The 12,881-nt window shown below is 72.6% G+C and carries 13 protein-coding genes and 2 tRNA genes; 5 read left to right on the top strand and 10 right to left on the bottom strand.

Translation table 11 applies throughout. The features are described 5' to 3' along the window. Positions 1–35: 35 nt before the first annotated feature. The 4 genes from ACH0A8_RS08400 to ACH0A8_RS08385 all read left to right on the top strand — a co-directional run bounded on the left by ACH0A8_RS08400 (position 36) and on the right by ACH0A8_RS08385 (position 3,846). A complete protein-coding gene (locus ACH0A8_RS08400; RefSeq protein WP_251154965.1) occupies positions 36–1,028 on the top strand; it encodes an ACP S-malonyltransferase in 993 nt (330 codons plus the stop codon). After that, positions 1,025–2,080 (top strand): beta-ketoacyl-ACP synthase III, encoded by a 1,056-nt coding sequence (locus ACH0A8_RS08395; protein WP_200884140.1) that lies wholly within the window; start codon positions 1,025–1,027, stop codon positions 2,078–2,080. Before ACH0A8_RS08400 ends, ACH0A8_RS08395 begins: the two co-directional genes overlap by 4 nt. A 91-nt stretch (positions 2,081–2,171) precedes the next feature. Then, on the top strand, positions 2,172–2,420 hold the full coding sequence (locus ACH0A8_RS08390) for an acyl carrier protein (RefSeq protein ID WP_058729431.1): 249 nt from the start codon (positions 2,172–2,174) through the stop codon (positions 2,418–2,420). A gap of 181 nt (positions 2,421–2,601) precedes the next feature. Then, positions 2,602–3,846 carry a beta-ketoacyl synthase gene (locus ACH0A8_RS08385; RefSeq protein ID WP_066653928.1) on the top strand — a complete coding sequence of 415 codons (1,245 nt, stop codon included), beginning with the start codon at positions 2,602–2,604 and terminating at the stop codon, positions 3,844–3,846. Positions 3,847–4,161: 315 nt separating this feature from the next. Here ACH0A8_RS08385 and ACH0A8_RS08380 read toward each other — a convergent pair whose 3' ends face one another. From ACH0A8_RS08380 to ACH0A8_RS08355, 6 genes are all read right to left on the bottom strand, one after another. Further along, positions 4,162–4,641 carry a DUF3145 domain-containing protein gene (locus ACH0A8_RS08380; RefSeq protein WP_081984811.1) on the bottom strand — a complete coding sequence of 160 codons (480 nt, stop codon included), beginning with the start codon at positions 4,639–4,641 and terminating at the stop codon, positions 4,162–4,164. A 193-nt stretch (positions 4,642–4,834) separates the two neighbouring features. Further along, positions 4,835–5,653: a DUF1684 domain-containing protein gene (locus ACH0A8_RS08375; protein ID WP_209682983.1), complete on the bottom strand. Its 819-nt coding sequence runs from the start codon at positions 5,651–5,653 to the stop codon at positions 4,835–4,837. Further along, on the bottom strand, positions 5,650–6,771 hold the full coding sequence (locus ACH0A8_RS08370; protein ID WP_200884164.1) for an AI-2E family transporter: 1,122 nt from the start codon (positions 6,769–6,771) through the stop codon (positions 5,650–5,652). The genes ACH0A8_RS08375 and ACH0A8_RS08370 overlap by 4 nt, the downstream gene beginning before the upstream one ends. Positions 6,772–6,778: 7 nt before the next feature. Further along, a tRNA-Ile gene (locus ACH0A8_RS08365) sits at positions 6,779–6,852 on the bottom strand. A gap of 13 nt (positions 6,853–6,865) precedes the next feature. Then, complete coding sequence (locus ACH0A8_RS08360; protein ID WP_285841192.1) at positions 6,866–8,086, bottom strand: glycosyltransferase; 1,221 nt, start codon at positions 8,084–8,086, stop codon at positions 6,866–6,868. A 155-nt stretch (positions 8,087–8,241) separates the two neighbouring features. Further along, positions 8,242–9,153 (bottom strand): DMT family transporter, encoded by a 912-nt coding sequence (locus tag ACH0A8_RS08355; protein ID WP_406906977.1) that lies wholly within the window; start codon positions 9,151–9,153, stop codon positions 8,242–8,244. Positions 9,154–9,192: 39 nt separating this feature from the next. On the opposite strand from ACH0A8_RS08355, the gene def reads away from it, so the two are divergent. Beyond that, complete coding sequence (gene def / locus ACH0A8_RS08350) at positions 9,193–9,768, top strand: peptide deformylase (protein WP_066653925.1); 576 nt, start codon at positions 9,193–9,195, stop codon at positions 9,766–9,768. A 62-nt stretch (positions 9,769–9,830) separates the two neighbouring features. On the opposite strand, the gene ACH0A8_RS08345 is transcribed toward def, so the two are convergent. The 4 genes from ACH0A8_RS08345 to ACH0A8_RS08330 form a co-directional block, all read right to left on the bottom strand. Further along, on the bottom strand, positions 9,831–10,361 hold the full coding sequence (locus tag ACH0A8_RS08345) for a hypothetical protein (protein WP_209682988.1): 531 nt from the start codon (positions 10,359–10,361) through the stop codon (positions 9,831–9,833). A gap of 224 nt (positions 10,362–10,585) precedes the next feature. Continuing rightward, positions 10,586–10,658: transfer RNA gene (locus ACH0A8_RS08340), tRNA-Asn, on the bottom strand. A gap of 137 nt (positions 10,659–10,795) precedes the next feature. Further along, positions 10,796–11,818 (bottom strand): D-isomer specific 2-hydroxyacid dehydrogenase family protein, encoded by a 1,023-nt coding sequence (locus tag ACH0A8_RS08335; protein ID WP_209682991.1) that lies wholly within the window; start codon positions 11,816–11,818, stop codon positions 10,796–10,798. Next, positions 11,815–12,753, bottom strand: coding sequence for an ATP-binding cassette domain-containing protein (locus tag ACH0A8_RS08330; RefSeq protein WP_251154962.1), 939 nt, complete (start codon positions 12,751–12,753; stop codon positions 11,815–11,817). Before ACH0A8_RS08330 ends, ACH0A8_RS08335 begins: the two co-directional genes overlap by 4 nt. Between the last annotated feature and the right edge of the window lie 128 nt (positions 12,754–12,881).

Genomic DNA, 12,881 nt, shown 5'->3' with positions numbered 1-12,881 from the left:
CGGGCCGACGGCGGCGCGGCGACGAGGATTGACCGGTGATCGTCGTCGTCGCGCCCGGACAGGGCTCCCAGACCCCCGGCTTCCTCGCCCCCTGGCTCGAGGACTCCGCCGTCCGTGACCGCGTCGGAGCGTGGTCCGAGGCGATCGGCGTCGACCTCGTCGAGCACGGCACGAACTCCGACGCGGACACCATCAAGGACACCGCCCTCGCGCAGCCGCTCATCGTGGCTGCCGGGCTCGTCACCGCCGACGCTCTGCTCGCCGACGGCCGTCGTGCCCTGGTCGGCGGCGTCGCCGGACACTCGGTCGGCGAGTTCACCGCCGCCGGTGTCGCCGGGATCCTCGAGCCGACCGACGCCGTCGCGCTGGTCGCCGAGCGCGGCCGGGCGATGGCGGACGCCGCAGCGCTGGAGCCGACGTCGATGGCCGCCGTGCTCGGCGGCGACGCCGACGCGGTCGCCGCAGCCCTCGAGCAGCACGGGCTCGTGCCGGCCAACCACAACGGCGGCGGCCAGACCGTCGTCGCCGGTCCCGCCGACGCCGTCGCAGCACTGGCCGCCGATCCGCCGGCTCGCGCCCGGGTCGTGCCGCTCGCCGTCGCCGGCGCCTTCCACACGCGGTACATGGCCCCCGCGGTCGACCGGGTCGGACCGGTCGCGGCCGGGGCGTCGGTGCAGGACCCGACGCTGCCGATCTGGACGAACGCCGACGGATCGCGCGTGGACGACGGCCGACGGTTCGTCGACCTGATGGTCCGCCAGATCGCGAACCCCGTGCACTGGGACGCCGTCATGGCGTCCTTCTCCGCCGCCGGTGTCACCGGCATCATCGAACTCGCGCCGGCGGGCGCGCTCGTCGGGCTGGCCAAGCGTGGCCTGCGCGGCACGCCCACCGTCGCCGTCAAGACCCCCGACGACCTGCCCGCCGCCGTCGAGCTCCTCGAGCAGGACGCGCGCGCAGCAGCCGTCCCGGACGATCAGCCGGTGGGCGAGCAGCCCGCAGGCGAGGAAGCAGACGCAACCGCATGACCGACGCCACCACGCCGTCCCCCGCAGCCGACGGGACCGACGCGCCCCGCGCCTCCCGTCCGGTGCTGCAGCAGCGTCGCGGCCACGAGTACACCCGCATCATGGCGTTCGGTGCCGCCCGCGGTGAGCACGTCGTGCCGAACGAGGACCTCGTCGGTCCGATCGACTCCTCCGACGAGTGGATCCGCCAGCGCACCGGCATCGTGACGCGCAAGCGTGCCGGCGCCGACGTCGAGGCGGTCGACCTGGCCGAGGCCGCGGCGCGCGAGGCCATCGAGAAGGCCGGCATCACGCCCGAGCAGGTCGGCGTCGTGCTCGTCAGCACCGTCACCCACACCGTGGCGACGCCGTCGATGGCGTCGTTGCTCGCGGAGCGCATCGGCGCGACGCCCGCGGCGGCCTACGACGTCAGCGCGGCCTGCGCCGGCTACGCGTACGGCATCGCCCAGGCCGACTCGTTCATCAAGTCCGGGCTCGCCGACCACGTGCTGGTCGTCGGGGCCGAGAAGCTCAGCGACGTCGTCGACCCGACCGACCGCTCGATCTCGTTCCTGCTCGGTGACGGTGCGGGTGCCGCGATCGTCGGCCCGAGCGACTTCCCCGGCATCGCCCCGACGATCTGGGGCTCGGACGGCTCGAAGTGGGACGCCATCGGCATGACGGCGACGTACAACGAGTGGGCCGCCGGAGCCCCGCGTCCCACGATGCGCCAGGCCGGTCAGACGGTGTTCCGCTGGGCCGTCTGGGAGATGGTCAAGGTCGCGCGGCAGGCGCTCGAGACCGCTGGCGTCCGTCCGGAGGACCTCGCCGCGTTCGTGCCGCACCAGGCGAACATCCGCATCATCGACGAGTTCGCCAAGCAGCTCGGCCTGCCCGAGACGGTGACGATCGCCCGCGACATCACCACCACCGGCAACACCTCCGCCGCGAGCATCCCGCTCGCCACGCACCGCCTGCTCGAGGAGCACCCCGAGCTCTCCGGCGGTCTCGCGCTGCAGATCGGCTTCGGTGCCGGTCTCGTGTTCGGCGCGCAGGTCGTCGTCCTCCCCTAGTCCCCCATCCCGGCTCGGCTCCGGGCACCCGTACCACTCGTGCCCTAGGCTGGTCCACGGTCAAACGACACCCCCCTCAAGGAGAACACCCATGGCCCTGTCCAACGAAGAAGTCCTCGCCGGCCTGGCCGAGCTGATCAACGACGAGACCGGCATCGCGACCGACACCGTCGCCGCCGACAAGTCGTTCACCGACGACCTCGACATCGACTCGATCTCGATGATGACCATCGTCGTGAACGCCGAGGAGAAGTTCGACGTGAAGATCCCGGACGAAGAGGTCAAGAACCTCAAGACCGTGGGCGACGCCGTCGACTACATCACGAAGGCCCAGGCCTGACGCGAGCTTCCTGAGCGCCGCGGACCGCGCACATCCCGCGGGCCGCGGCGCTCACCTCGTCCACCAGCGGTGGAGCTCCCACCGGCGCTCGACCACACCGGACGGGCGCCCACCGGCGCTCGACCACACGGACGGGCGTCCACCGGCGCTCGACCAGTCCACACGAAAGACACGTCGTTCCATGACCAAGAAGACCGTCGTCGTCACCGGGATCGGTGCGATCACACCCCTCGCCGCGACCGCCCCGGAGACCTGGGACGCGCTGCTCGCCGGCGGGTCCGGCATCACCCGCATCGAGGACGAGCGCTACTCGTCGCTCGAGATCCCCGTCGAGTTCGCCGGCCAGGCACGCCGCTTCCTCACGGACCAGCTCACGCGCCCGGAGACCAAGCGCCTCGACCCCTCCTCGCAGCTGTCGCTCGTCGCCGCTCGTGAGGCCTGGGCCGACGCCGGCATCGACCCCGAGACCGTCGTCCCCGAGCGCCTCGTCGTCGACTGGGCGACCGGCATCGGCGGCGTCAACACGCTCCTCGACGCCTGGGACACCCTGCGCGAGAAGGGTCCGCGTCGCGTCATGCCGATGACGGTCCCGATGCTCATGGCGAACGGCCCCGCCGCCGCCATCGAGATGGAGTTCGGCGCGCGCGGCGGTGCCCGCACGTACCTCTCCGCCTGCGCCTCGTCCACCGAGTCGCTGGCCGAGGCCTACCGCCACATCGCCGACGGCGACGCCGACATCGTCATCACCGGTGGCGCCGAGGCCGCACTGCACCCGCTGCCCCTCGCCGCGTTCGCCGCGATGCAGGCACTCTCGCGACGGAACGACTCCCCCGAGACGGCCTCGCGTCCGTACGACGTCACGCGCGACGGCTTCGTGCTCGGCGACGGCGCCGCAGCGCTCATCCTCGAGTCGAAGGAGCACGCGGAGGCCCGCGGCGCGACGATCTACGCCGAGGTCGCCGGTGCCGGGATCACCTCGGACGCCTTCCACATCACCGCGCCGGACCCCGAGGGCAGCGCCGCCGCCCGCGCGGTCATCACGGCGCTCGAGCACGCCGACGCCGCCCGCGAGGACGTCGTCCACGTCAACGCCCACGCCACCTCGACCCCGGTCGGCGACGTGGCCGAGTACCACGCGATGCGCCGCGTCTTCGGCGACCACCTCGACAACGTGGTCGTCTCGGCCACCAAGGCGTCGACGGGGCACCTGCTCGGCGGTGCCGGTGCGATCGAGGCCGCGTTCACGGTCATGGCGCTGCACCAGCGCGTCGCGCCGCCGACGATCAACCTGACCGAGCAGGACCCGGAGATCGTGATGGACGTCGCGACCGCGCCGCGCGAGCTGCCCGCAGGCGACCTGCTCGCGGTGAGCAACTCGTTCGGGTTCGGCGGGCACAACGCCGTGGTGGCGTTCCGCACGGCCTGATCCGTCGTCGCCGACCCGTCGTCGGCCTGGAGGCCCGTCCTGCGTCCGCAGGGCGGGCCTCCGTCCGTCACGGGCTGGGTCCCGCCCCTCGGCCGCCGGTGCCCGGGCCGTTCCGGTCCCACGACCTGCCGCTCATGTTCCGCGACGACGGCGTGTCCTGCGACCGGGACGTCCGCAGGCGGCACGTCGTGCGACCTGAACGAGGCCAAGGGCACAGCTCCTCGACGACAGGCGTGCCGCACGCGGGGACGACGGACGCCGCCGACTCCGGAGGGAGCGGGCGGCGTCCGAGTGGTGCGGAGGGCGCGGGCGGGGTCAGCCGACGCGGTGCAGCCAGACGACGGGGTTGCCCTCGGCGGCGTGCCGGAAGGGCTCGAGCTCGTCGTCCCAGGCCTGCCCGAGGGCGAGACGGAGTTCGCGGTGGAGTTCGAGGGCGTTGCTGCCGGCGACCTCCATGGCGTAGCGCACACGGTCCTCGGGGACGACCATGTTTCCGGACACGTCGGTCTGCGCGAAGAAGACGCCGAGGTCGGGCGTGTGCATCCACCGCCCGCCGTCGGACTGCGCGGTCGGTTCCTCGGTGACCTCGTAGCGCAGGTGCTCCCACCCGCGCAGGGCAGAGGCGATCGCCGCACCGGTGCCGACCTGGCCCGTCCACGTGAACTCCGTCCGGCGGGAGCCGTCGAGTGCGGGCTGGTCGAGCCACGAGAAGTTCACGGCGCGGCTCATCGCGCGACCGGCTGCCCATTCGACGTGCGGGCAGAGCGCGCGTGGTGAGGAGTGCACGTACAGCACCCCTGTCGTCGTTCCGTTCACGATTCCTCCGCTTCGTCAGGTGCGACTTCCCCATCGACCTGTGGTGCGGAGTCCCGGTAGCGGAACCATCGGTATCAGATTGTGACGTCCCTGCGGACACGCCCATTATGCAGCGTCCGCGCTGGGAACGCCACACCCGGCGCGCAGACCGCGCGGGCGGACCGGGCGGGACTCAGTGCAGGACGGCGCCCTGCTCGTCGACGGGGTGCCGCTCCCCCGCGGTGAGTGCGACCGGGAGGCGGTTCTCCTCCGGGGGCACCGGGCAGGCGTACTGGTACGAGAACGCGCAGGGCGGCAGGACGAGCCGGTCCCAGTCGAGCGCGACCTCGGCCGCGCCGTCGGGCTCGGGCAGGTACAGGAAGCGTCCCATCGAGTACGAGCTGCCCGGGTCGCTCTCGGGCAGGGCGCTGGTGGTGTCCTGCACGATGAGCTGCAACCGCGGCCGGCCGTGGTACGGCGCGGACCGCACCGCGGTGAGCCGCACGGGAACGTCGTCCACCGTGGTCTCGATCGTCCCGGCGACGGGCAGGGGGTCGCCGGCGGCGTCGGTGAGGTGACCGGGTGCCTCCTGACCGGACCAGGGTTCGTACCTGCCGGCCGTGACCCACCCGCCCGGCCGCGGGGCGAACCGGGCGATGCGTGCGAAGCGGGAGACCGCGTCGGAGGCCGGGTCCCAGACGCGCAGCGTGGAGCCGTGCACCGTGCCGGCGAGCCCGTCGGCGAAGGCGACGCTCGACGGCACGACGGCGGTGTCACCGGCGACCAGCACCGTACCGTCCACCGGGACGCCGTCGACCACGACGCCGTCCGCCGCCGCGGCGGTGACGGTGAGACCGCCGGGGACCGGCGCCCACTGCCCGGCGACCGGCCACACGGGCTGCGGGCGGTCGACGTGCTGCGCGTTCACCAGGGCGAGCGGGCCGCGCGCGCTGCGGGCCCAGGCATCGCGGGCCGCGACGTGCTCGGCCAGGTCCGGGTCGACCGTGCTCACGACTGCTCCTGGCGGGGGTAGATGACCTTCTGCACGATGATGATCACCGACGCGGCGACCGGCACGGCGACGAGCGCCCCGAGGACCCCGCCGATCGTGCCACCGGCGACCGCGGCGATGACCACCAGGGCGCCCGGCACCTGCACCGCGCGCGACATGATGCGCGGGGAGATGAGGTACGCCTCGACCTGCATGTAGACGAGGTAGTAGATCGCGGCCGCGAGCGCCGTGGCCGGCGAGGCGAACAGGCAGAGCAGGGAGATGACGACCGCCGCGGCGAGGGTGCCGACGAGCGGGATGAGCGACCCCAGGAACGCGAAGGTCGCCAGCAGCACGGGCAGCGGTGCACCGATGATGAGCAGGAACACGAGGCTGAGGATGCCGTTGATCAGCGCCTGGCTGATCTGTCCGACGACGTAGCGGCCGACGGCCTGGGTGATCTGCTCGCTGACGTCGACGAAGTTCTGCCGACGTGTCGCCGGCACGAAGCGGTAGGCCATCGACTTCAGGCCCCGCATCGACGCCAGGAAGTACAGCATCAGGATGATGACGATGATCGCGCCGGTCAGGCCGGACAGGATGCCGCTGCCGACCGCCAGGATCCCGCCACCGAGGCTGAGGAGGTTGCCCGGGTCCTCCACGAAGGACTGCAGCGACTCCAGCGCGTGGTTGACGTCGACGGCGCCGGCGAACTGCTGTGACAGGTCCTGGACCCACTCCTGCTGCGAGATGTCCTGGACGATCTCCGGGAAGTTCTGGACGAGGTTCGTCGCCTGCTGGATGAGGATCGGGACGACCGCGAACACGACGCCGGCGAAGGCGGACAGGACACCCACGACGACGATCGTGATCGCCGACCAGCGCGGGATGAACCGTTCGAGGAAGGACACCAGCGGGTCGATGCCCAGCGACAGGAAGAGCGCGACGCCGATGTAGACCAGGACCGTGCTGAGCTGCTGGACGATCACGCCGGCCAGCAGGGCGATGAGCACGCCCAGGGCTCCCATGAAGCCGATGCGGAACGCGTTCACGCGCACGCCGGTGCCGACGCGGGTCGCCTCGAACGTCACGTTCGGGGTCGGCGCGTGGTCGTCGGGGGTCTCACGTCGTCGCGGCAGGTGCACGTAGGGCGGGCGGGACTTGAACCCGCGATCGTTCGGTTATGAGCCGAGTGCCTTGACCAGCTTGGCTACCGCCCCTCGTCGGGGACCGTCAGGCCACCGACTCCCCACGATACAGCGACTCGAACGTCGCGAGCGTGCGGTTGATGTCGTGTGCCTCGATCATGGCCAGGCTGCGCTCCCGCATCGCCTGGTAGTCGTCGTCGGACGCCTGCAGCACCTGGGCGAGCTTCGCAGCGAGGTCCTGCACGTCGCCCGGCGTGAAGAGGTACCCGTTGCCGTCGATGAGGTGCGGCAGTGCCATCGAGTCCGCGGCGACCACCGGCAGCCCGGACGCCATCGCCTCGAGGGACGAGATGCTCTGCAGCTCGGCGGTCGACGGCATCGCGAAGACGGTGCCGTTCGTCAGCGCCTGGCGCTTCGCCTCGTCCGACACGAAGCCGGCGAAGCGCACCCGGTCCTCGAGTCCGAGTTCCTGCACGAGCGTCTTCAACTTCGGGATCATCTCGCCGCCACCGACGATGGTGAGCGTCGCGTGCAGCTCACTCGGCAGCAGTGGGAGCGCCCGGACGAGCACGTCGAGGTTCTTCTCCGGCGCGACCCGGCCGACGAACACGATGTCGTTCCCCGCGGGGCGACCACTGCGGGCGCTGTAGCGCGACGCGTCGATGCCGCACGAGATCGCGAGGACCTGCTGCCCGGCGATGGCCTCGCGGAGGTAGTCCGCGGCCAGCACCGTCGGCGTCGTGATGGCGTCGGCGAGCCGGTAGGTCTTGGCGGCGTCGTTCCACGCGATCTTCAGCGCGATCGGCAGCGTGCGACGGCCGAACGGGACGTACTCGAGCAGGTTCTCGGGCATGAAGTGGTTGGTGCCGACGATGCGGATGCCGCGCTCGTGGGCCTCCTGCACGATGCCGCGCCCGATGACGATGTGCGACTGGATGTGCAGCACGTCCGGCTGGACGGCGTCGAGGATCGGACCCGTCCACTTGCGGACGCTCCACGGCCACACGAAGCGGAGCCACGCGTGCCACGGCCACTTGTACGACTTCAGCCGGTGGACGGTGAGGACGACGCCGCGGTGCTCCTCGTCGAACGTGCCGTGGTGGGCGCTCGACGCCGGGGCCACGACGTGGACCTCGTGGCCGCGCTCCGCGAGCCCGACGGCGAGCTGCTCGGCGAAGGTCGCGGCGCCGTTGACGTCCGGCGGGAAGGTGTCGGCCGCGATCATGACGCGCAGCGGTCGGGACCCGCCCGTCGCACCCGTCGACTCGGCGGTGGCGGTGGTGGCGTCCTCTGACACGGCTGGCATCGTCCTCTCGTGGGCGGTTGCTGGTCGGGCCTCGACGGTACCGCACGGGCCCGAGCGCCCGCGTCAGCCGCGCGGACGACGCCGACGGCTGACAACGACGACCGACGCTGTCAGCGACCGCGGACAAGACCGCCGACACCGCGAGCCGACCGCGGTCAGTGCCGCGTCTCGGGGTGGTGCTTCGCGAGCAGGAACACGCCCGTGATGGCGATCACCGCAGCGACCAGGAAGCCGACCACCGCGATCCACGGCGCCCCGGCAGCCTCGCCGAGCACGATCACGCCGATGCCCACGGCGACGATCGGGTCGATGACGGTGAGGCCGGCGATCACCAGGTCGGCGGACCCGCTCGAGTACGCGTTCTGCACGAAGTACCCGCCGAGCACCGCGGCGACGATCACCCCGACGACGGCGATCGCGGTCAGCCAGTCGAACGTGCCGTGCAGGAACCGGTTCAGCACGACCTTGGCCAGCGTCGCGACGAAGCCGTAGAGCACCCCGGCCACGACGATGTAGTACATGGCGCTCGCCCGCTTCGCCGCGAAGCGGAACGACAGGAACACGGCCACCAGGACGATCGCCAGCACCACCAGGATCGTCACGAGCTGCTCGTGGGTGATCGCGCTCTCGCGGCCGACGACGGCGGCGATGCCGACGAAGATCCCGACACCGATGATGCAGGTCCAGACCGCCCGTCGCGCCTGCTGTCCGAGCGGCACCCCGGAGGACCGTGACGAGAACCACGTGGTGATGACGAGCGCGACGGCGCCGAGCGGCTGCACGACGATGAGCGGGGCGTTCGTGATGCTGATGAGCTGGAGCACGACGGCCAGACCGAGCATGAGCGTGCCGAGCACCCACCAGCCGCTGCCGAGCAGCCCGAGGACGTGCCGCACCGACAGCCCCTTCGACTGCCGACCGAGCCGGGCCTCGACGCGCTGCACCCCGCGGCTCTGGAACTGCGCTCCGAGCGACAGGAAGACCGCACCGACGAGCGCGACGGGGATCATCAGGGCCTGGAACGGGGTCAGGTTGACCGCGTCCGGGATCGGGAGGTCCGTCGTCACGCGACGAGGCTACCGGTCCTCGCCGGATAACCTGGGTGAATGCCCGTCCTCCCCATCCGCATCACCGGCGAACCCGTCCTCCACGAGCGCGCTGCCGAGGTCACCGCGTTCGACGACGACCTCCGCGCACTGGTGCAGGACATGTACGAGACGATGGACCTCGCCCCCGGGGTCGGTCTCGCGGGTCCGCAGGTCGGGGTCGGCAAGCGCCTGTTCGTGTACTCGTGGACCGACGACGACGAGGTCCTGCACCGCGGGGTCGCGATCAACCCGGTGCTCTGGACCACCCCGCCCGTGCCGGAGACGGTCGAGGAGCTCGACGAGGACGAGGAGTCCGAGGGCTGCCTCTCGATCCCGGGTGAGCGCTTCCCGCTGCGTCGGGCCGAGGGCGCCCTGCTCCGTGCGGTCGACGAGCACGGGGAGCCCTTCGAGGTCGAGGCCCACGGGTGGCTCGCCCGCGTCTTCCAGCACGAGTACGACCACCTGGACGGCTACCTCTACGCCGACCGGCTCGTGCACCCGTACGGCAAGCAGGTCGCGAAGGCGATCCGCAAGAGCAGCTGGGGCGGCCCGGGCAAGTCCTGGCTCCCCGGTCGCGACCACCCCGAGGGCTGACCGCGCGGTCGGCTCCGGCGCACGTCCCAGCGCGGCACCGGCGGTCGGCCGGGAGGCCCGGCTCAGCCCCGGTAGGCCGTCAGCGACTCCTGCAGGCGGTCCCGGTCGGGGTGACCGGGGCAGTACGCGACGAGTCCGGCCGCCAGCTCGGCCTGTTCCGGCGTCGAGACGCCGTCACGCCACGGCGACGCTCCGCGCTCCGCGCAGGTCGCCGCGAGCTCCTCGAGCGTGGCGGTACCGTCGGCCGCCCGGACCGCGGCCCGCTGCTGCGCCGACATCTCGGTGCCCGTGATGCGCTCGGCCCGGCATCCGGTGCGCTCGGCCTCCCACACGGCGGCGTACGTCGTGTACGTCTCCCCCGTGCCGTCGGCGTCGTCACCGGTCGTGTCGCTGCCCGCGCCGCTGCTGTCGTCCGCGGCGCCGCTGCACACGAACGCGAAGACGATCGGCGCGCTGCCCGTCGCGGAGACCTCGGACCGTGCTGCGGAGTCGAGCGAGTCCTCCGGCTCCGGTTGCCCGGCGGTGCACGCGGTGAGCGCCACCGCTCCGAGGACGACGAACGCCGCGGCGAGGGTCCGGCGCACGGTGATCACCTGTGAACGCTAACAGCTTGCGACCGGGCGGCGCCTGCGAGCCAGCCGGAAGCCGAACACCGGCCGCCGCCCAGCGCCGGCTCCGCGCGAGACTCGGCCGTGCGGACACGTTCGTGGTCCGGTGCCCGCGAACGTGTCCGCGGAGCCGAGTCTCGCGGTAGCGCCAAGGGCGCCGGACCCCGGGAACGCAAGAGGCCCCCACCCCGGAGGGTGAGGGCCTGTCGCTCCCCGAGTTGGACTCGAACCAACAACCTGCCGGTTAACAGCCGGCTGCTCTGCCAATTGAGCTATCGAGGATCACTGTCCGCTGGCGAATGCGGTGCGAACAACGGGTAACAGCATAGCAGCACCCCGAGCCCGCTCCGCGCATCGGCCGCGCATCCCGGGCGCGCCGCGTCGTCGAGGTCCCCGGCCGGGCCGGGCGCCGTCGGTGCTCAGTAGCCCGCGACGGGGTCCACGACGCCGACGAACCCGTCACCGGAGCCGGACAGGAACGCGGCGGTGTTCGCCCGGACGCGCTCGGCCAGCAGCGGCGCGACCATGTCCGGGGTGTCGGCCTGGTGCGGCGTGACGACCACACCCGGCTCGTCCCAGAGCGGGTGGCCGTCGGGCAAGGGCTCCGGGTCCGTCACGTCGAGGCCGGCGGCGGCGATCGTGCCCTCGCGCAGCGCCGCGACGAGCGCGTCGGTGTCGACCAGTCCCCCGCGTGCGATGTTCACGAGACGCGCCGAGGGCTTCATGAGTCCGAACCGGCGCGCGTCGAACAGCTTCGCCGTCCCCGAGGTCATGGCTGCCGCGACCACGACCACGTCGGCGTCGGGCAGCACCTCGTCCAGGGCGTCGGTCGTGACCGTGCGGTCGGCTCCCGGTACCGGGTCGTCCGAGCGGCGCACGACCGTCACGGAGACCTCGAACGGGGCGACGAGCCGGATGTACTCCAGGGCGATCCCGCCCGCGCCGATCACCACGACGTTCCGCCCGTAGAGCGACACGCCCTCCGGCTCGGTCGCCCAGGACGTCGCGCGGGCGCGCTTCTGCAGCACCCGGAGCGTCGCGAGCGTCAGCGCGAGGGCGTGCTCGGCGACGGGTTCCGCGTAGGCGCCCTTGGCCGACGTGAAGAGCACCCGGTCCCCGTGCTCCTGGATCAGGTGGGCGAAGGCGTCGACGCCCGCGAAGGGCAGCTGGACCCAGCCGACCGAGGCCCCCTGGTCCAACGCCGCCGCGAGCCCGTCGGGGTCACGGGCGTCGAGCCAGACGATCCCCCGCGTGTCCGCGCCGAGGTCGCCGACCGTGCCGCCGGCGGCCCGCACGGCGTCCGCGTGCAGGTCGGCCGCGGTCGGCAGGATCGCGACCGGTCCGGCCGTGGGTGCGTCGACGGGGAGCGGGGCGCCCGCGTCGGTGACGACCGCGCGGTGTCCGCGGCTGCTCGCCGTGTCGTGTGCGGTCGTGGTGCTCATGCGTTCTCCTGACGCTCGGTCCGGGGAGCGGTGCCCGCCCCGGCACCGACCGGACGACGGGGGGCGGACGAGCGCCGCGGGGCGGTGGTCGCGGTCGGACGACGCTTCACGGGGCGCGACGCGGTCGCGGCGAGCGTCTGCACGTAGGGGTCGACGGGGTTGTCGAGGACCTCGTCGAAGGTGCCGAGCCCGACCAGGCGGCTCTCGGCGAGCACACCGACGCGGTCCGCGAGCGCCCGGGCCTCGCGGAGGTCGCTCGACACCACGACGGCCGAGAACTGCCGACCGCGCTGCAGGTTCGTCAGGGCCTCGAGCACCGACTGACGGACCAGGACGTCGACGCCGCGTGCGGGTTCGTCGGCGACGAGGAGCTGCGGCTCGAGGATGAGCGCGCGTGCGAGGGCGACACGCTGCCGCTGCCCGCTCGACAGCTCCCACGTGTTCAGGCGCATGATGCCGAGGGGCAGGTGCACGGCGTCGACCAGTCGCGCGACCATGAGCCCGGCCTCCTTGCGGTCGAACCGCCGGTCGCGCAGGTAGATCGGTTCGGCGATCGCCTCGCCCACGGTCAGGTCGGGGCTCAGCCGGTCGGCGCCGTCCTGCGGCAGGTACCCGATGCGGCCGGTCAGCCGCTGCGCCTTCCGCGAGGACGGGCGGAGCCCGCGCACGTGCTGACCGAGCACGGTGAGCTCACCGCCGACGATCTGTCGCCGGTGCGCACCCTCGCCCTCGCCGGTCGCGCCGAGCTGCCCGGCGATCGCGGCGGCGAAGGTGCTCTTGCCGGAACCGGACTCACCGATGAGCGCGAGGATCTCGCCCTGGCGGACGGTCAGGCTGACCCCGTCGACCGCGCGGATCGGCTCCGATCCGCGGACGCCCCGGTACTCGATCGAGACGTCGTCTGCGACGACCGCCGGGCCGTTCACCGCGATCATGGGTCCCCTTCCGCGCCGCCCCCTGGCGGCGGTTGCGCGACGGACCGGTGTCGCGTCGTCGGTGGTTCGCCGGAGGTGACCGGCCGGGAGGCGCGGCGTGCGTCGACGACGCAACGCCGTGCCTCCCG

Origin of the sequence: Curtobacterium sp. 179-B 9B NHS (assembly GCF_045370965.1) — a bacterium.
Lineage (GTDB): Bacteria > Actinomycetota > Actinomycetes > Actinomycetales > Microbacteriaceae > Curtobacterium.
The sequence above is the reverse complement of the archived record's forward strand: the minus strand, read 5'-3'. Positions and strand labels throughout refer to the sequence as shown.

Coding starts and splice junctions, on each gene's coding strand:
- ACH0A8_RS08395 (WP_200884140.1), top strand. CDS start 1,025: ATGACCGACGCCACCACGCCGTCCCCCGCAGCCGACGGGACCGACGCG.
- ACH0A8_RS08390 (WP_058729431.1), top strand. CDS start 2,172: ATGGCCCTGTCCAACGAAGAAGTCCTCGCCGGCCTGGCCGAGCTGATC.
- ACH0A8_RS08385 (WP_066653928.1), top strand. CDS start 2,602: ATGACCAAGAAGACCGTCGTCGTCACCGGGATCGGTGCGATCACACCC.
- ACH0A8_RS08360 (WP_285841192.1), bottom strand. CDS start 8,086: ATGCCAGCCGTGTCAGAGGACGCCACCACCGCCACCGCCGAGTCGACG.
- def (WP_066653925.1), top strand. CDS start 9,193: ATGCCCGTCCTCCCCATCCGCATCACCGGCGAACCCGTCCTCCACGAG.
- ACH0A8_RS08335 (WP_209682991.1), bottom strand. CDS start 11,818: ATGAGCACCACGACCGCACACGACACGGCGAGCAGCCGCGGACACCGC.
- ACH0A8_RS08330 (WP_251154962.1), bottom strand. CDS start 12,753: ATGATCGCGGTGAACGGCCCGGCGGTCGTCGCAGACGACGTCTCGATC.